Source organism: Paraurantiacibacter namhicola, assembly GCF_001687545.1.
Taxonomy (GTDB): Bacteria; Pseudomonadota; Alphaproteobacteria; order Sphingomonadales; family Sphingomonadaceae; genus Paraurantiacibacter; species Paraurantiacibacter namhicola.
Genome location: NZ_CP016545.1, coordinates 406,577 through 423,453 on the forward strand (window position 1 = coordinate 406,577; position 16,877 = coordinate 423,453).

The 16,877-nt window shown below is 66.9% G+C and carries 15 protein-coding genes; 9 read left to right on the forward strand and 6 right to left on the reverse strand.

Features of this window, described 5'->3' with window-relative positions; translation table 11 throughout:
- Positions 1–46: 46 nt before the first annotated feature.
- Positions 47–1,654, reverse strand: coding sequence for a M23 family metallopeptidase (locus A6F65_RS01985; protein ID WP_083989148.1), 1,608 nt, complete (start codon positions 1,652–1,654; stop codon positions 47–49).
- Between the two features lie 299 nt (positions 1,655–1,953).
- Here A6F65_RS01985 and A6F65_RS01990 point away from each other — a divergent pair, with 299 nt between their 5' ends.
- The 7 genes from A6F65_RS01990 to A6F65_RS02020 all read left to right on the forward strand — a co-directional run bounded on the left by A6F65_RS01990 (position 1,954) and on the right by A6F65_RS02020 (position 8,124).
- Positions 1,954–4,488: a helicase-related protein gene (locus A6F65_RS01990; RefSeq protein ID WP_083989149.1), complete on the forward strand. Its 2,535-nt coding sequence runs from the start codon at positions 1,954–1,956 to the stop codon at positions 4,486–4,488.
- A gap of 16 nt (positions 4,489–4,504) precedes the next feature.
- The gene (locus tag A6F65_RS01995; protein WP_237164850.1) at positions 4,505–4,846 is read left to right on the forward strand and encodes a S4 domain-containing protein; all 342 of its coding nucleotides are present in this window, start codon (positions 4,505–4,507) and stop codon (positions 4,844–4,846) included.
- Complete coding sequence (fdxA, locus tag A6F65_RS02000) at positions 4,843–5,181, forward strand: ferredoxin FdxA (RefSeq protein ID WP_067785357.1); 339 nt, start codon at positions 4,843–4,845, stop codon at positions 5,179–5,181. Before A6F65_RS01995 ends, fdxA begins: the two co-directional genes overlap by 4 nt.
- Positions 5,182–5,211: 30 nt before the next feature.
- On the forward strand, positions 5,212–5,985 hold the full coding sequence (locus A6F65_RS02005) for a YihY/virulence factor BrkB family protein (RefSeq protein ID WP_083989150.1): 774 nt from the start codon (positions 5,212–5,214) through the stop codon (positions 5,983–5,985).
- 210 nt (positions 5,986–6,195) lie between these two features.
- The gene (locus A6F65_RS02010; RefSeq protein ID WP_067785363.1) at positions 6,196–6,729 is read left to right on the forward strand and encodes a CarD family transcriptional regulator; all 534 of its coding nucleotides are present in this window, start codon (positions 6,196–6,198) and stop codon (positions 6,727–6,729) included.
- Between the two features lie 141 nt (positions 6,730–6,870).
- Positions 6,871–7,722 carry a head GIN domain-containing protein gene (locus tag A6F65_RS13090; protein WP_067785365.1) on the forward strand — a complete coding sequence of 284 codons (852 nt, stop codon included), beginning with the start codon at positions 6,871–6,873 and terminating at the stop codon, positions 7,720–7,722.
- Between the two features lie 99 nt (positions 7,723–7,821).
- Positions 7,822–8,124: a hypothetical protein gene (locus A6F65_RS02020; RefSeq protein WP_237164853.1), complete on the forward strand. Its 303-nt coding sequence runs from the start codon at positions 7,822–7,824 to the stop codon at positions 8,122–8,124.
- Between the two features lie 12 nt (positions 8,125–8,136).
- Here A6F65_RS02020 and A6F65_RS02025 read toward each other — a convergent pair whose 3' ends face one another.
- The 3 genes from A6F65_RS02025 to A6F65_RS02035 are packed head-to-tail and all read right to left on the reverse strand — an operon-like array spanning position 8,137 to position 11,665.
- The gene (locus tag A6F65_RS02025) at positions 8,137–9,228 is read right to left on the reverse strand and encodes an FG-GAP repeat domain-containing protein (protein ID WP_083989151.1); all 1,092 of its coding nucleotides are present in this window, start codon (positions 9,226–9,228) and stop codon (positions 8,137–8,139) included.
- A gap of 18 nt (positions 9,229–9,246) precedes the next feature.
- Positions 9,247–10,170: an L-threonylcarbamoyladenylate synthase gene (locus A6F65_RS02030; protein ID WP_067785373.1), complete on the reverse strand. Its 924-nt coding sequence runs from the start codon at positions 10,168–10,170 to the stop codon at positions 9,247–9,249.
- 34 nt (positions 10,171–10,204) lie between these two features.
- Positions 10,205–11,665 (reverse strand): PQQ-dependent sugar dehydrogenase, encoded by a 1,461-nt coding sequence (locus A6F65_RS02035; RefSeq protein ID WP_067785376.1) that lies wholly within the window; start codon positions 11,663–11,665, stop codon positions 10,205–10,207.
- A 63-nt stretch (positions 11,666–11,728) separates the two neighbouring features.
- Here A6F65_RS02035 and A6F65_RS02040 point away from each other — a divergent pair, with 63 nt between their 5' ends.
- Both A6F65_RS02040 and A6F65_RS02045 read left to right on the forward strand, forming a co-directional pair.
- The gene (locus A6F65_RS02040) at positions 11,729–12,211 is read left to right on the forward strand and encodes a GAF domain-containing protein (RefSeq protein ID WP_067785379.1); all 483 of its coding nucleotides are present in this window, start codon (positions 11,729–11,731) and stop codon (positions 12,209–12,211) included.
- 137 nt (positions 12,212–12,348) lie between these two features.
- Complete coding sequence (locus tag A6F65_RS02045; protein WP_237164854.1) at positions 12,349–13,131, forward strand: glycine zipper 2TM domain-containing protein; 783 nt, start codon at positions 12,349–12,351, stop codon at positions 13,129–13,131.
- Between the two features lie 33 nt (positions 13,132–13,164).
- Here A6F65_RS02045 and A6F65_RS02050 read toward each other — a convergent pair whose 3' ends face one another.
- The gene (locus A6F65_RS02050) at positions 13,165–15,864 is read right to left on the reverse strand and encodes an MSCRAMM family protein (RefSeq protein WP_067785386.1); all 2,700 of its coding nucleotides are present in this window, start codon (positions 15,862–15,864) and stop codon (positions 13,165–13,167) included.
- A 30-nt stretch (positions 15,865–15,894) separates the two neighbouring features.
- On the reverse strand, positions 15,895–16,734 hold the full coding sequence (locus A6F65_RS02055; protein WP_067785389.1) for a fimbrial biogenesis chaperone: 840 nt from the start codon (positions 16,732–16,734) through the stop codon (positions 15,895–15,897).
- Positions 16,735–16,877 lie beyond the last annotated feature (143 nt).

Genomic DNA, 16,877 nt, shown 5'->3' on the forward strand with positions numbered 1-16,877 from the left:
GCTTGTGCCGCATGGCGGGGCGCAGGGCAACGCACATCGCGCTAGGTCAGAGGACCTGGCGGCGGCGCTCCAGCCGGTCGATCTCGCGCTCGGGGCGCTCCTCCAGGCCGGGATCGGGTGCCAATGAGACCAGCGCAGCGCCCGGAGTGACCGACTGCAGGCTGGACAGTCGCCCGCGGAAGGCCTGCAATTCAGCCCCTTCCAGCTGCGCGCGGGTCACGAACTTGATGCCCGCCGGGTTCACCGTGCGGCCATTGCGATACACCTCGTAATGCAGGTGCGGGCCGGTGCTTAGGCCGGTGGAGCCGACATAGCCGATTACCTGCCCGCGCCGCACGCGCTGGCCGCTGCGCACGGCGATGCGGCTCATGTGCGAATATCCGGTCTGCAGGCCGCCACCATGGGTCAGCTTCACGTAATTGCCATGCCCGCCATTGCGTCCGGCCATGGCCACGGTGCCATCGGTCACGGCGTAAATCGGCTGGCCGTGGCTCGCCTTGAAGTCCATGCCGCGGTGCATCCGCTTGTATCCCAGGATCGGATGGCGGCGCATGCCGTAATTGGAACTGACGCGGCCGGGCACGGGGCGCACCATGCCCTCACGCTGTTCGCCAACGCCGCTGGCTTCAAAGAAGCGCCCCTGCGGGCCCCAGCGCATCAGCTGCAGCTTGGGCTTCCCGTCGCGCACCAGACCGGCGTAGAGCAGGCGCCCCGCCTCCACCTCGCCGGTTGCGGCGCGCTTGTATTCCACGATCAGGTCGAATTCGTCCGCGGCGGAAATTGCGGTGTCGAGGTTCACCTCATTGCCCACGGCGCGCAAATATTGCTGCGCCGCGCTGGCCGGGGCGCCGGCTGCACGGGCGGAGCGGTAAAGGCTGCTGCCGACCTTGCCGCGAATGCGCAGCGGCGTCGTGTCCACCTTGATCGGTACGGGGTCCAGCACCAGCCGGCCATCGGTGCGCGTCACGCGCAATTGCAGGTCGAAGCGCGCGCGGAAGCTGAGCGCGTCCAGCGGGCGCGGCATGTCCGGCGCGGCGCGGCGGCCCAGCGTAATATCCACCTGCGTGCCGGACTGGATCTGCGATAGCGGCATGGCGTCACCCACCATCTCCGCAACGCGGATCGCCTCCGCCTCGCCCACCCCTGCACGGGTCAGCATGCGGGCAAAGCCATCGCCCTGCGCCAGCGTGGCCAGCACGTCCATGCGCGGACGCTCCGGCGCAGAGGCCAGCTGCGAGACGAAGCGGCTTTCGCCCATGCGGCGGCCGCTGTCCGCGCCCAGCGCCAACGGGGCGATGGACTGGCTGCGAAACTCGTCACGCGCAGCCTCGTCGATATCGACGGGCGGCGCAGCTTCCAGGCGGGAGAAATCGGGCCAGAAGGCAAAGGCCAGCACGGTCAGGCCAAGCAATGTCGCACTGCCGCGCAGCCACCGTACGCTGCCGATATTGCTGGCAAGGTCGGGCGCGAGGTCGAGGGCGGAGAGGCGGGCCGATGCTGCCTGCCGCCAGTTCTCGTAACGCTGGCCCAGAGTGCCGCCTTCGCGCGCGATCTTCGCACGCAGCGGCGCGCCGATGATGGCGTCATGCGACAGCGACGCGGGCTGCGCGCGGTTGCCTTCCGGCAGTGCTTCGCTGTCGGCCTGTGTGAACACGCCTGTTCCTCGCTTGCTGTGCCGGGCCGATGGCCCTCTTGAAGGGGAGGTTGCGACCCCCACGATCCGGCGGCTTTCTTGGCAGTATTGCTTGCGCGCTTAAAGTTAATGCCGGGTAAAATTCCGGTGAGCGGACTCCCCGGTGCGCCGAACTGTGCGCCATTCGCGGCCACGCCTTGCGCAGGCGGGCGGCAAGGGCCAGATTCCGGGGCATCGTGTCGCACAAAGGCCCCCAGTCCCATGTCCGCGCCGTCCTCGGCCCGACGAACACCGGCAAGACCCATCTCGCCATAGAGCGCATGTGCGCCCATTCCAGCGGCGCGATCGGCTTCCCGCTGCGGCTGCTGGCGCGCGAGGTCTATGACCGGGTCCGCGCCATCAAGGGCGACGCCGTGACGGCATTGATCACGGGGGAGGAACGGATCGAACCTCCGGGTGCGCGCTACATGCTGTGCACGGCGGAGGCGATGCCAAGGAATGGCGGAGGCCACGCATTCGTGGCGCTGGACGAGGCGCAGATCGGCGCCGACCGTGAGCGCGGACATATCTTCACCGACCGGCTGCTGCATGCCCGCGGGCGGGAGGAGACGATGATCCTCGGTTCCGCCCCGCTGGAGCCGGTGCTGCGCAAGCTGGTGCCCGAAGCCGTGGTGGAAGAACGGCCGCGTTTCTCCACGCTCACCCATGCGGGCGCGGCCAAGTTGTCCCGCCTGCCCCGCCGCAGCGCCATCGTCGCCTTCAGCGTGGAGCAGGTTTATGCGCTGGCGGAAATGCTGCGCCGGTTCCGGGGCGGGGCGGCGGTGGTCATGGGCGCGCTGAGCCCGGAAACCCGCAACCGGCAGGTGGAATTGTTCCAGTCGGGCGAGGTCGATTACATCGTCGCCACCGATGCCATCGGCATGGGACTGAACCTCGACGTGCGCCATGTCGCCTTCGCCGCATTGTCGAAATTCGACGGCGTACGCCAGCGGCGGCTGCACCCGGCGGAGATGGCGCAGATCGCCGGGCGCGCAGGGCGGCACCAGACCGATGGCAGCTTCGGCACGCTATCCGGCGGCGGCGGGCGGCGCGGCGGGACCCCGCTGGAATTCACCGACGAAGAAGTCTTCGCGATCGAGGAACACCGCTTCGCCCCGCTCACCCAGCTGTACTGGCGCAATGCGGAGCCGCGCTTCTCCTCGCTCGCCGTGCTGATCGGCGACCTGGAACAGCGCCCGTCCCAGCCGGAGCTGACCGCTGCGCCGCAAAGCATCGACCTCGCCGTGCTGAAGCGCCTGTCCGACAATCCCGATATCGCCAATGGCGTCACGACACCCGCCCGCGTCCGCCGGTTCTGGGAGGCCTGCCAGCTGCCCGATTTCCGCCAGCTGGGCGCGGATGCCCATGCCCGCTTCGTGGCGCGGCTGTGGCAGGATTTGAAGCACGATTACCTGGGCGCGGATTATGTCGCGGCGCGCATCGCAGACCTCGACAAGCCCGATGGCGATATCGACACGCTGCAAGGCCGTATCGCCGCGATCCGCAGCTGGGCCTATATCTGCCAGCGGCCGGACTGGGTGCTGGCGCGCGACGAGATGGCCGGCCGCGCCCGCGCCGTGGAAGCCCGCTTGTCCGACGCATTGCACCAGCGGCTGACGGAACGTTTCGTAAATCGGCGCACAGCTGTATTGATGCGCGGCATGAAGGATACGAACTTGCTGCGCGTCACGCTGGATGAAACCGACCGGGTCATGGTGGAAGACCATGTCATCGGCCGCCTCGATGGCTTTCGCTTCATCGTCGATGACAGCGCCGATAGCGAGGAGCGCCGCCTGATGCTGGCCGCGGCCGAAAAGCACATGCCTGCCTTGCTGGCGGACCGCGCGAAGCGATTGGTGGCGGACGAGCTGGGCGAGCTCACCATTGCGAAGGGCCGCGTGTGGCGCGGCGAGCAGGCCGTGGCCTCCATCGAGCGCACGCGCCAGCCCAGCAGCCCGCGCCTGGTGCTGGAGAAGGACCTCTCGGCCCTCAACCCGGCTGACCGCACCGCGCTGGAACGCGCGCTGGAGATCTGGTTCGAGAACCGCCTCGCCCCGCTCGCCCCGTTGCGCGCGCTGGAAGAGGCTGCGCAGGACGAGGCATTAGGATCGGAGGCGCGCGCGCTCGTGCTGACGCTGATCGAACGCGCCGGCGTGGTGCACCGGGAAGCCGCTGGCCTTGCGGTGATTCCGAAGGAGAAACGCCCTGCCCTGCGGCGTCTCGGCGTCATCATCGGCTCGCTCGATGTCTATCTGCCCGCCCTGCTGAAACCCGCGCCGCGCGCGCTGCTGCGAGAGCTTGGCGTGGACCGCAGGCCGCTCAATCCGGAAATGCAGGCCGTGATCGAAGGCGGGAAGCAGCCGCCTGCAGGCTATCGCCGCGCGGGCAAGCAGGCGATCCGCGTGGACATGGCGGAAAAGCTGTTCCGCGCCGCGCATGAGGCGCGGGTGAAGCAGGACAAGAAGTTTTTCCGGCTGGAGGACGCGCTGCCCGTCTCCATGGGCCTGCTGATGGAAAATTACGACCGGCTGATGCGCGATGCGGGCTTCGCCGTGCGCCGCGCAAAGCCGCTGGAGGAAGGTGTGCACGGCGCGCCTGCCCCGGCGAGCTGGAGCTGGCGTCCGCCGCGCAAGGACCGCCATCCCTCCGCCGCGCCCGCGCATCGCGGCAAGCCGCGCGCCAGTGGTAAACCCGGTGGCAAGCCCGGCGGCAAGCCTGGTGGCAAAGCTGGCGGCAAGCGACCTGCCAAACCGCAGAAACCCGTAGAGCCGCGGCCTGAAAACGCGTTCGCCGCGCTGAAGGGCCTGGTGCGCTGATCGGGGCTGCGGCCTGATGCGCGAGGGCGGCCTGCGGCTGGACAAGCTGCTGTGCTACCTGCGTTTCGCGCGCTCCCGCGCCGCCGCCCGCGACTGGATCGAGGCCGGCCATTTCCGCCGCAACGGCCAGCGGATCGAGCAGGCAGGCCAGTGCGTGTGGGTGGATGATATCCTCACCATGCCGCTGCGATCGGGCGTGCTGGTGGTGCGCATCCTGGCCATCCCGCAGCGCCGCGGATCGCCGGCAGAGGCACGCGAACATTACCATGTGCTTGACCCGGCACGCCCTTTGGCCATAGCAGGCCGCGAAGACCGGCTGCCGGATGGCCGGAATGAACAAGGACACGCCGCGCCATGACCTATGTCGTCACCGATGCCTGCATCAAGTGCAAGTACACCGACTGCGTGGAGGTGTGCCCCGTCGACTGCTTCTATGAGGGCGAGAACATGCTCGTCATCAATCCTTCGGAATGCATCGATTGCGGCGTGTGCGAGCCGGAATGCCCGGCCGAAGCGATCCTTCCCGATACCGAGGACGGCCAGGAAAAATGGCTGGAGATCAACACCAAGTTCTCCGCCGAATGGCCCAACATCACGGAAAAGAAGGATCCGCCCGCCGATGCCGACGAGCACAAGGGCGAAGAGGGCAAGTACGAGAAGTTCTTCTCTCCCGAGCCCGGCGAAGGCGACTGAGCCGTCGCTTCCAGGTTCGTTTTTGCAAGACTGAAGGCTGCGTGGAGCGCCGGTTCGGCCGATAATATCGGCCTGGCCGCTGCCGGCATGGCCTATTACGCCTTCCTCGCCATGGTACCGCTGATGGCGGTGGCCGTGCTGTCCTACGGCCTGTTCGTCGATCCCGAGACGCTCGCCCGCCACGCGCAGGCCATTGCCGGCGCGCTGCCGCAATCCGCGGCGGAGCTGGTCACGAGCCAGCTTGAAGCGGTGGTGGAGACGCGGTCCGGCGCAAAGGGCATCGGGCTCGTCATTGCTCTTGGACTCGCCATCATCAGCGCGCGCGGCGCGGCGGGCGGCATGGTCACGGGCCTGAATATCGTGTTCGACGTGGAGGAGGGGCGCAGCTTCCTGCGCTCCAATCTCGTGGCGCTGGCCATCACACTCGGTGCCGTCATCGGCCTTGCTCTGGTCGCACTGTCCGTCACGCTGACGGCGGCCCTGCCCGGCATCCTCGCGCCGCTATTCGGCCATGCGCTGGTCTTCCTGGCCGGATTTGCCGGCGCAGCCGTGCTTTACCGCCGTGCGCCTGCCCGGCCCACGCTGGGCTGGGGCGCCACGGTACCCGGCGCGCTGTTGTTTGCGGCGGGATGGCTGGTCGCCACGCTGGCCTTCACCGCCTACGTTTCCAATTTCGGCAATTACAATGCGACTTATGGTTCGCTCGGCGCAGTGGTGATCCTGCTGACGTGGTTCTACGCCAGCGCCTATATCCTGCTGCTGGGCGCCGAGATGTCCGCCGTCTCGGCACGCGAACAGGGCTGAGAGAGGCCGCACTTGCGCCCAATGCAACAGGCGCTGGAAATTTTGTTACAAACCTGCTATATAATCCATCACCTCCGCCGTCTGGTTTCGGCGGCAGCCTGATTCGGAAAGGCAGGGCATTACCGGCATCTTCGGGCGTTCTTGGCTCCGCCACCGGCGGGAAGGCCACCCGATTGACGCAGGTTTCCCGGCCGCGTGAAAGGATTTTTCATGGCAAGCAGTGAATTCGCCTTCGATGTCGGCGATTATGTTGTCTACCCCAAGCACGGCGTTGGCCGTGTGATCGAACTGCAGAACGAAGAAATCGCCGGGATGCAGCTGGAGCTTTACGTGCTCCGCTTCGAAAAAGAGAAAATGACGCTGCGCGTGCCCACCAACAAGGTGGAATCGATCGGCATGCGCAAGCTTTCCAGCGACAAGACGCTGAAGGAAGCGATGGAGACGCTGAAGGGCAAGCCCAAGGTCAAGCGCACGATGTGGAGCCGCCGCGCCCAGGAATACGAAGCCAAGATCAACTCCGGCGAGCTGGTCAGCATCGCCGAGGTGACGCGCGACCTGTTCCGCCCGGAAGACCAGCCCGAGCAGAGCTATTCCGAGCGGCAGATCTTCGAAGCGGCCTCCAGCCGCCTCGCACGTGAACTCGCGGCCATGGAAAAGACGGATGAGCCCACCGCGCTCACCAAGATCCTGGACGTGCTGAAGGAGCACGCCCCGCAATATTACGAGAACACCGAAGACTCCTGATTTCGGCCAACAGCCGACAGGGTTCTGCGAAGGGCTGCCGATTGGCAGCCCTTTTGCGTTGCGCCGCTTGCGCACCGTGCTCCGGCGTATTACCTTGATAATACACATAGGGAATTGGACGCTTTTTCAGGGAGTGCGACGATGCGAGCAGGCAAGTTTTTCCGCAAGTTGGGGCCGGTACTGGGTCTCGCCATGGGCGTTGCTCTGGCCGGGTGCGACAGCAATATGGACATGAAGTTCAACGGCGAAGAGGGCGTCCCGCTGGCGGAACTCGACATGTCGGGCGCTGCCCCCACGACCCTCGCCATCGCCGGGCCGGACCTGGTCCGCATTACCGAAGGCGATACGCTGGCCATCACCGTCGAAGGCGATACCGAGGCGACCGATACGCTGCGCTTCGTGCTGAAGGACGGCACGCTTGGTATCGCCCGCGAAGATGGCTGGAAGGGCGGCGGCATTGCCACCGTCAATGTCACCATGCCCGCCCCGTCCGAAATTGCCATCGGCGCATCCGGATCGGTCGAAACGCCGACCATGGCGAAGGACGCCTCCATCGCCATCGGCGGATCGGGCTCCGTGAACATCGCCACGCTGGATGCCGACGAGCTCAGCATCGCAATCGGTGGTTCGGGCAAGGTCATGGCGTCCGGCAAGGCCACGAAGCTGAGCCTGTCTGTCGGCGGATCGGGCGACCTCGTCGCTCCGGACCTGCAGGTGCAGGAGGCTGACATCAACATCGGCGGATCGGGCAATGCGGAGTTCGCATCCGATGGCACGGTCAATGCCAGCATTGCCGGCGCCGGCGATATCGTCGTCCACGGCAGCGCGAAATGCGAACTCAGCAGCTTCGGCAGCGGCAAGCTGACCTGCCAGCCGCGCAGCAATGCTGCACCGGCAGCCCAGCCCGCCGAAGCGGCCGAGGCACCGGAAGGACCGGACGCACCGGACATGCCGGATGCACCCGAAGCGCCGGATGCCCCCACCGCCGGGTAATCCGCGCTTCACAAGTTCATCGAACTGAAAAGCCCGCGCTGCTACGGCCCTGCCATGGTCGCGCGGGCTTTCCTTTTGTCGCTTCGGGCATGTGCCCTATTGGGACTCGGCCTCTCGCTGCAGGCCTGCCTGGCAAAGGCGGCGTGGGATGTCGCCACCCTGCCGGTCAAGGCCGCAGGCGCCGTGGTGGACGGCGTCACCACCAGCCAGTCCGAAGCCGATGAAAAGCGCGGCCGCGAGATCCGCAAGCTGGAAGAGCGCCTCGGCAGGCTGGAGCGCGACTATTACAAGGCGGACGCGAAATGTCTGCGCGGCGACGCGGAAAAATGCCGCGAGCGCGATTCGATCGCCGCCGAAATGCGCGAGATCAGCCGCCAGCTTCCCGCATCGCCGGAGCCTTAGGCGCGCTGCCGACTATTCCTGCACGAGCTGCTGGAGGGGATCGGTAAACAGCATTACGCGCGGTTCCTCCCAGCAGCCGGCAACCAGGTCGCCGCGCCCGTCACCATCGACATCGCCGATAGCCAGCCCGACGGGGCGGAAGCAGGCCGCAATCGTGCCCAGCAGAGCGCCTTCGGGCGACAGGATATGGACCCGGTCGCTGTCCCACAATCCAATCGCAATCTCGTCGCGCCCGTCACCGTCCATATCCCCCACGGCGATTTCGGTCGGGATCTCGAAGGCCAGCGGCGATCCGGGAAGCGCGGTGAAGCCCTCGTCACCGGCCACCCACAGCGACACGGCATTTTCATGCGCAGCCACAACGTCGCGCCCGCCCTTGCTGTCGAGATTGGCATCGACAACCATCATCGCGCCGCGCGCTTGGCCGACCGCGACTAGCGCCGCGCCGCCATCGGCCAATCCGGGGATGAGCGAAACGGTGTGGGCCCGCGGGCTGGGGATGAGAATGCCGGTCTGCGCGCCATCGGGCCGGGCATCCACGCGGTAATAGGGGAATTGCCCCGCCGCCACCTGCTGTCCCGCCTCGAAACCTCCTGCCTTGCCAAGCAGCACGGCAATGCTGTCGAGGTCCGAGGAATCCGCAGCAATATCGAGATGGCCGTCCGAATTGAAATCGCCGACCGCCAGACCGTGCAGGTGCGGCCGCGCACCGCTGTCGAAGGGCGATCCAGGCATGGGCGCAAAGCCGCCCGAACCATCGCCGAGCAGCACGGTGACAAGCGAGGTTTCATGATTGGCAAATGCGGCATCCAGGGTGCCGTCGCCGTTGAAATCCGCAAGTTCGATATCGGATGGCTCGTTTCCGGCGGCAAAATCGCTCCGCACGAAAGTGCCGTCGGCGGATTGCAGCAGGATGGACAGGCTGTCGCTGTCTGCATTGGCGACGGCGATGTCCATGCGCCCGTCACCATCGAGGTCCGCCAGCGCGATCCCGCGGGGTCGATCCCCAACGTCGAGCGAAAGCGGACCGGCCTGACCGGCGGAATTGGCAGCGCAGGCGGCAAGCGCCAGCGGCATGGCAAGAAGGAAGTGAGCGAGGACCATATGCGCCTCTTTTCCGGTTCAGGCAGCGGCGCGGCGCAGCCTGTCATTGATCGCGGCCCCGACACCATGCGCCGGAACCGGGGCAATCGCAATGCGCGGTGCATCGGAGCGGGCGGCCTCGTGCAGGCAGGCATAGAGCCGGGCGGCAGCTTCCCACATGTCGCCGCCGGGAGAGAGCGAGACGTCCCCCGCCACTTTTCCGAAGCCGATATGGAATTCGCCTTCCCGTGCCGCCGCAGCTTCCAGCCGGACGGGTTTCCCGGGCGAATAATGCCGCGCGAGCTGGCCGGGGGCCTCCACCTTACCGCTCGCCGCTGGCGGGCTGGCGCCTTCCACCTCCACAGGGCCGGGGCGCAGCAGCTCCCACCGACCCGCGTCCCGCAGGGCGACGATGGTGGATTCCACGCCTGCGCGGCAGGGCCCGCCGTCGATGGCCATGTCGATACGGCCATCGAGCGTCGCCAGCACATGTTCGCGCGAGGTCGGGCTGACGGTGTTGCTGGCATTGGCCGAGGGGGCAGCCAGCGGCAGGCCGGTCGCCTGCAGCAGGGCCTGCATCGCCTCGTGCTGAGGGCAGCGGACGGCAAGCGTCGGCAGGCCGGCGCGCACCGCTGCCGTGACAGGACTGGGCTCGCGCGCAGGCAGCACCATCGTTAGCGGCCCCGGCCAGTGCGCATCGGCAAGGCTCGCCGCGCCATCCGGCCATTCCACCAGCTCTGCCGCATGGGCGGCATCCCGGACATGGACGATCAGCGGGTTGAAATCCGGGCGGCCCTTGGCGCGGTAGATGCCCGCGACGGCCTGCGCGTCATCGGCCCGCGCGGCGAGGCCATAGACCGTCTCCGTCGGCACGGCGACCAGGCCGCCGCGCGCGATGACATCGGCCGCGCGCGCGATCCCGGCAGCATTGGCCGCCACGATCTCTGTCCAGATATCGCCCATCGCTTCCCTTCCGAAGCCGCGAAGTGCCCTGCGCCTAGAGCGAGCCCGGCGCGATCGCGCCTTCCTCGAATGCGCGCGAGGGATCGCCGATCAGCTGGCGTCGGGGCGGCAGGCTGCGGCCCGTGTTGCGGACCGGCGCAGCGGCAGGCTCCGCATCGGGAGCGGTCACGCGCCATACGATGCCGGCGGTATCGTCCGTCACCAGCAACGCGCCGGTCCGGTCCCATTCGGTCCATGTCGGGCGGCCGCGCGTGGTGCCGTCCCCGGTCAGGAAACCGGTGAGCACCGGCAGCGGCTTGCCCTGCGGATTGCCGCGCGCATCGAAGGCGACATAGACCACGTCATATCCGGCAGGTGGCTTGCGATTCCATGATCCGTGGCGCGCGATGAAGGCGCCCTGGCCGAAACGTTCGCCCATGCGCGCACCGCCGCGGGTGAAGGACAGGCCCAGCGCCGCGACATGCGGCCCCATCGCATATTCCGGGGTGCGGGTGTATTCCGCCAGGAAGCGGTTGGGCAGCGGGTGGTCCACCCGCTCGTCGCGAATGTCGTTCCAGTAGAACCACGGCCAGCCGTAATGCACGCCTACGGGCACATTGGTCAGGTAATCGGGCACGAGGTCGCTGCCGAGCATGTCTCGCTCGTTCACCGTGGTCCAGAGCTCGCCCGACCAGGGGTTCCAGGCAAGGCCATTGGGATTGCGCAGGCCCGCCCCGAACAGGCGCGAGCGCCCGGTTTCGAGGTCCAGCTCATGGATCGCGGCGCGGCCTTCCTCGATAGCCATGCCGCCTTCGCCGATATTGCTGGCCGAACCGACCGCGACGTAAAGCTTGGTCGCATCCTCGCTCAGTACGATATTGCGCATCCAGTGATTGCCGGCCGGCGGCAGGTCCATCAGTTTGCGCGCCTCGCCCGCGATCTCGCCCGCGCCCAGCTCGTAAGGGAAGCTGACGACAGCATCGTGATTGGCGATGTACAGCGTGCCATCGGACCAGGCGATGCCGGACGGCGAGGAGAGGTCGTCGCGCAGGGCGATCTGCCGGTCCGCCGTGCCGTCACCATCGACATCGCGCAGCAGCATCAGCGTGTTGGCGGATTCGCCGCCCGCGCCGGCCTTGTCGAACAGCAGACCCGCGACGAAATTCGTCAGCCAGCCGCCAGCCACCTCGCCCGGAGGGGCTGCTGTCAGCGTAACCAGCACATCGCCATTGGGCAGGGCATGCATCACGCGCGGATGGTCGAGCCCCTCGGCAAAGCGGTTCACGACCAGCCCGTCCGCCGCTTCGGGGACTTCACCTTCCTGCCAGCCGACAGGCTCTGCAATGGCGACCGTGGGAAGCAGCTGGGCATCCGCTTCCGCCAGCGTGGGATCGGTGCCGGTCACAGCCTCCACACTGTATTGCGCGGTGTCGCCCCGCATCAGCCACCAGATCGCGATGGCGAGGACAAGGACGAAGACGAGGAGGCCGATGCCGATTTTCTTGAGGGTGCTCATGCCGGGCAGGATAAAGCAGGCTGGACCTTGCGGCAATCGCGCAAGGCCCTAGATGCCTTGGCGATGTTCGATTTCCAGCCCGATCCCGCCCAGCCCAAGGCCGATTTCTACCGCGAAGTGACTCAAGCCGCCGTCGCCTTGACCGAAGGCGAGCCCGACGGCGTGGCCAACATGGCCAATATCGCGGCGCTGCTGTGGCAAGCGATGCCGGACCTGAACTGGGCCGGATTCTACCGCATGGTGGATGGCGGGCTGTTGCTGGGGCCCTTCGTCGGCCGCCCCGCCTGCATCCGCATCCCACTGGGACAGGGCGTGTGCGGCACGGCGGCGCAAAGCGGCGAGAGCCAGTGCGTGGCGGACGTCCATGCCTTCCCCGGCCATATCGCCTGCGACGCGGCCAGCCGGTCCGAACTGGTGGTGCCGGTGAAGCGCGGCGGCGAAGTCATCGCCGTGCTCGATTTCGACAGCCCCAGCCCCGCCCGCTTCGATGAAGGTGACCAGGCCGGGATCGAAGCGCTCGCCGAGGCGATTGCCGCGCGCATCTGAGCGCGCCTGATCGCGCCTGACCGCCCCGAAACGGGACGCGCCCGGCGAAAGACTCCTGATTGCGGGAAACTGCATGGTAACCGCGGGGTTAACTCGCGCACCTCGCGTGCTGCCTGCCATCGACAAGGGGAATGATCATGCACCGCTCCGCACTCGCCGCCACCGGCCTCACGCTCGCGCTGATAGCCAGCCCGGCCGCCGCGCAGGATTACTATTACGAAGACGATGCCGCCTATGCGGAAGAGGTCTATTACGAGGACGAAGTCGAATACGCGCAGCCCGCCACCATGTGCCGGACGGCCGAGCGCGCGCCGGCACCGTGCGGCGCCTATCGCAACGTTCAGCACCACGCTGCGCAGCAGCCTGTCCAGCGCGGCTATTCCGAATACGAGCGGAGTGCATGGCTGGATGAGTGCACCCGCCGCGTGAAGGCCAATGGCAGCGGCACGCTGATCGGCGGTCTGGCAGGCGCAGCAGTCGGCGGTGTGATTGGCAACCGCGTGGCCGGCCGGGGCGATCGCCTTGGCGGTACGCTGATCGGTGCCGGCGTGGGCGGTCTTGCCGGGGCGGCGATCGGCAATGCCGTCGATGGCCGCGATGCGCGCAATGAATGCGAAGCCTATCTCGCCGATTACGAGGCGAACTGGCGCGCGCCGGCCGGTCATCACGGCAGCTATGGCCATCACGGCCAGGTCGTCGGATATACCTATGCCGTGCCGATGATGGTCGTTCGCGTGCCGGTAGAGCGCCCCCGCCGCGCCCAGCGCAATGTGGTGGTGGAAGAGCATGTGACTTACGAGACGGTCTATGAGACCGAAGTGGTCGAAGTGCCGGTCCAGCGCCCCGCGTCCAAGCGCACACCCGTGCGCACCGTGCCCGTCAAGCGCACACCCGCCAAGCGCACGCGCTACGTCAAGTAAACCAGGGGCGCGGCCGAAAGGCCGGATGCGCGGTCAGGGCGAATTGTCGGCGACTTCTATCGGGGAAAGCCTGATCGTGCCGGCATTCTGCACCGGCTGTGCATCGCCCACCGCAAGGCCGGTCGCGAGCTCGCGGCGCACGGACAGGACCCGCGCGCTGTCGGCAGAAATGCGCAGCGCGTAATCGCCATAGGGCACGCGGTCGAACAGGAAGAATCCGTCATATTCGGAGATGGTCGTGGCCGCGACTTCGCCGTCGCTGCGCACCAGTTCTAGCTTCACGCCCGGACGCGGGCGCTCTTCGGCATCCAGCAGCATGCCTTCCACTTCGCCCGTCGGTGTGACGGCAAGCTCGACCGTCGCTGCCACGCCCGGGCGCGGGGTTACGACCACGCCCTTGCCGCGCGGCACCAAGAAGGGATCCTCCAAGGTGGAGGAATCGATACCGACCAGGACCTGGCGATACGGATCGAGCCCCGCCACGAAAGCGTGGCCGTCCTCATCCGTCGGCGCGGAGGAGCCGAACTGCCCGGCCGTCACGCCCACATTCGGCAGCGCCTCCTCGCCCGGTTCGCGGCGGCCATTGCCGTTGCGATCGACGAAGACGGACACTGCCGCCTGCCCGCGCTGGGCCAGCTTCTCGTTCGACATGTGCCACCCGCCGCTCAGTGGGTCCGGGCCCACGCTGAAGCTGATGAACAGGTTAAGGCCATAGGAGCCGCGCGTATCGAGTGTGCCGCCAGCCTGCAGCGCGAATTTGTCGAACTGGTGGATGTATCCCGCGCCGAACTGCGTGACATTGGTCCGCGCGAAGTGCTGCACATCGACGCGCAGGTCCGACCGCACGCCGATGGCCCGGTCCGCACTGATACGCGCGCTTTCGAAGCCCTGGTCCGGCCCGCTGATGCGGAATTGCGCCTCGCCGCGCATGCGGAACCCCAGGAAGCGGGTGTTGGCCAGCACGCCCACACGCGTCTGGTCCGCCTCGCTCGATCCCGGCGGCACGCCCGACACGTCGCGGTGCAGCACGAAACCGGTTAGCGAGACCTGCGGAAGGATCAGCGATCCGCGCAGCAAGAATTCGTTAACCTTTTGCCCATCGCGCCTGACCGAGCGGGAGAAGCCGAAGGCCACCGGCATGTCCTGCTTGCCCAGCTTCAGCGAATGGTCGATTTCGAAGCGCTGCGCGCTCTTTTCATCGGGCCGGATCGTGCCGCTGGTGTAGCCGCCGTTGGTAAAGAAGGTCTCGGCCCGGAAATTCGTCCTCCCGAAACGCCCAATGGCCTCCGCGCGGAAGGCCTGGCCTGCGCCGAACTCCTGCGCACCGGTGACATTCACCAACACCGGCCCAAGCGACCGCTGCACAGAGCCTTCGACGTAATATCGTTGTTTTCCAAATAGATACATGGATTGCGCACTGACGCCCGCAGAGGTCCGCTGGTCGATGCCATATTGCGCGCCTGCCCCGAAGATCCAGCCGCCTTCCGGCCGCACGCTTGAGCTGGAGAAGCTGATGAGGTCACGGTTGCGCTCCACGGCGCCGGCCCAATACTCCAGCTTACCGGGCTCCAGCGCGGAATAACCCACCGGGATGGATCGCGTATCCTTCCGGATCTGCCCCTGCGGACCGTAAAGCACGATCTCCAGCTCGTTTCGGCCCAGCAGGAGGTCGACTTCGAATTCGTAACGTCCGTCGATGGGGGACGGCTGGAAGGCCAGCAGCTGGCCGTTGCGGTAAAGTTCGGCGTCCCAGCCCACCGGCAGCGCGCCGCGCACCACGGTCTTGCCGAAGGTGTTCGGGCGATTGAGCGGCTGGTTGCTGACGAACAGGCCGCGCCCGACGGCGGGACCGCCTGCCAGCTGGCCGCCCGGATAGTCCACATCGCCGACACCCACCTGCGTTGCATCGAGCGGGCCCAGCATGCCGCCTTCCGGCTGCACGCGGTAAGCGCGCATCCGCAGGCTGGCGGGCGTTCCCTGGTCGTCGGAGGCAAGACGCGCCTCGAAACTGGCGGATGCGAGCTCTCCGGTGGCGAAGATCTCGTACTGCCCGGTAGTGCGGGTGCTCGATCCGTCGGACTTGTGGCCGACCCGTGCAACGACATCGACGCTCGGCAGGCGGAAGGTCTGGTAGTCGTTGCGCGCTTGCGGAAGCTTGGACAGATCGGTCGGGGCGCGCCCGGAAAGTCGCGCCGCGCGACTTTCGCGCTCGATCCGCTGGATGAAAGGCAGGGGCGCGTCGCTTTCCACCTTCAGCACGGATTCGAAGAGATTGGGCGTCAGCGAGACACCAAGCCAGTCGGAAAGGCTCTTCGTATCGACACACCAGCCCTCGGGCGTGTCATACAGCTCGCCAGTCCGTAAATCACGCCTCTTGTTCACGATTTGTACCGTGTTGGAGTCGCGATCGAGGGTGAATGTGCGCTGCTCGCTGAAAAGCCACCCGGTTGCGCGGCGCGACTTCTTGTCGAGTCGCACCGGCAGGTCGAATGACTGAATGACGTCGGCCAGGTCCACGCAAGTGCCGCCCGGCGTCTGGTAGCCGCGTAGCTCGAAGGTCAGGCGGTATTTCTTCACCTGCGGCTCCAGCAAGATGAAATCGTCCTCATTTGCCTGCCAGGTGGATGGCGTCGCGGCGTCCTGCGCCGATGCGGGGCTTAGCGGTGCAGACGCAACAAGGGCCGCCGCCGTAATGGCAGCGGCCCTGGTCGCAAAGGCCCGCAGGATCCGCATGAGCGCTATCCGTATGTCCCGTCCGCTGCCTTACAGCACCGCGTCGAGAGCCATGATGAGCCCGCCGCCGCGCTCGGGCGGTTCGCGGAATTCGATCCGCACCGGGCCACGCAGGGTGTCCACCATCTCGGCGGGGATTCCGAAGACGGCCTGGCGCTTGGTAATTTCGGGATAGACGCCCAGTCCGCGGGCGGCGAACACAGGGTCGTCCACGCCCGGCTTGCTGACCACCAGGTCGCCATATAGCGAGGCACTTCCCTCACGCGCGATATCGATCGCGAAGGCAGGATTCCCGTCGATGGTCGTAAGCCGCGCATTGTCGAGCGAGCCGGTCACTTCCAGCTGCCCCTTGCGGATGATGATCGGCATGGTGATGCCGTAGATCGGGATCAGGTTGATGCTGATGCCCCCGCCAGCCGGCGCAGCCTCGGTGACTTCCTGCGCCTTCGGGATGGCATTGAAGGACATGTGCACGCGGTATTCGCCGTCGGGCAGGTCCGCGCTGGGCCGCGCGCTGACGCGGATGGCCTGCGGCTGGTTGGGCGGCAGGACGACGCGGCGCGGGGCATAGCGGACCATGTCGCGGCTGGAGATCTCAAGCGCATTCTCTGCGCCCTCCTCCACTTCCACCAGCGATCCGTCCGGCATCATCCGGCGCAGTTCCAGCGTCACACGGTACGTCGCGTCTTCCGATCCGATATTGGACAGGATGATCTCGCCGCCGTTGCGGCCATCGAGCACGAGGCGCGTGGGCGCGATCAGCAAGTCGCCCTGCGCGGCAGCGGACGGTGCAAGGGCGAAGGAGCTTATGAGCGTTGCAGCGGCCAGCGCGGCCTTCCTGAAGGGTACCGGGAATACGGTGCGAAACATGTGCGATCCTCTTCTTCGAAAACTCGCCCGCAGCCATTTCGTGCAGCGGGGGTGCCTGTCCGGGCTACGCCAACAGGGTTAATTCCGCGTAAAGCATGGAAGGGCGCGGCTTACGGGATGGCGCGGAGGCGCAAGCAAAGGGC

Coding starts and splice junctions, on each gene's coding strand:
- A6F65_RS01990 (WP_083989149.1), top strand. CDS start 1,954: ATGTGCGCCCATTCCAGCGGCGCGATCGGCTTCCCGCTGCGGCTGCTG.
- A6F65_RS01995 (WP_237164850.1), top strand. CDS start 4,505: ATGCGCGAGGGCGGCCTGCGGCTGGACAAGCTGCTGTGCTACCTGCGT.
- fdxA (WP_067785357.1), top strand. CDS start 4,843: ATGACCTATGTCGTCACCGATGCCTGCATCAAGTGCAAGTACACCGAC.
- A6F65_RS02010 (WP_067785363.1), top strand. CDS start 6,196: ATGGCAAGCAGTGAATTCGCCTTCGATGTCGGCGATTATGTTGTCTAC.
- A6F65_RS13090 (WP_067785365.1), top strand. CDS start 6,871: ATGCGAGCAGGCAAGTTTTTCCGCAAGTTGGGGCCGGTACTGGGTCTC.
- A6F65_RS02025 (WP_083989151.1), bottom strand. CDS start 9,228: ATGGTCCTCGCTCACTTCCTTCTTGCCATGCCGCTGGCGCTTGCCGCC.
- A6F65_RS02030 (WP_067785373.1), bottom strand. CDS start 10,170: ATGGGCGATATCTGGACAGAGATCGTGGCGGCCAATGCTGCCGGGATC.
- A6F65_RS02035 (WP_067785376.1), bottom strand. CDS start 11,665: ATGAGCACCCTCAAGAAAATCGGCATCGGCCTCCTCGTCTTCGTCCTT.
- A6F65_RS02040 (WP_067785379.1), top strand. CDS start 11,729: ATGTTCGATTTCCAGCCCGATCCCGCCCAGCCCAAGGCCGATTTCTAC.
- A6F65_RS02045 (WP_237164854.1), top strand. CDS start 12,349: ATGCACCGCTCCGCACTCGCCGCCACCGGCCTCACGCTCGCGCTGATA.
- A6F65_RS02050 (WP_067785386.1), bottom strand. CDS start 15,864: ATGCGGATCCTGCGGGCCTTTGCGACCAGGGCCGCTGCCATTACGGCG.
- A6F65_RS02055 (WP_067785389.1), bottom strand. CDS start 16,734: ATGTTTCGCACCGTATTCCCGGTACCCTTCAGGAAGGCCGCGCTGGCC.